The organism is Achromobacter sp. SIMBA_011, from assembly GCF_046535435.1.
Taxonomy (GTDB): Bacteria; Pseudomonadota; Gammaproteobacteria; order Burkholderiales; family Burkholderiaceae_B; genus Achromobacter; species Achromobacter dolens.
In genome coordinates this window covers 1-237 of the sequence record NZ_JAWRWN010001192.1, presented here as the reverse complement: position 1 = coordinate 237, position 237 = coordinate 1, and the positions used below count along the sequence as shown (strand labels likewise).

Genomic DNA, 237 nt, shown 5'->3' with positions numbered 1-237 from the left:
GGACGTTCGAAGATGGTCTGGTCGACCCGTGGACGGGTAACCCGGGGATTGCAGGGCTGACCGCCCACCCGTCCGCCGGCAAGGCGATCGCGTTCTATGCAAACAGCTTCTGTGGTACCGGACGATTCATCGTCTCGGGAGGCGAGCAGTTCGACTTGTCGGCGGACGTGTATCGCGCCTACATGACGGCTGGGCAGACCGGCAACTTCCAGGTGCAGTTCTTCGACAAGACGGACA

1 protein-coding gene is annotated in these 237 nt (G+C 62.0%); it reads left to right on the top strand.

Annotated elements, in window-relative coordinates; all coding sequences use genetic code 11:
• Positions 1-237: hypothetical protein (locus SB816_RS34815; protein ID WP_410548602.1), on the top strand; the 237-nt coding region annotated here is incomplete at both ends.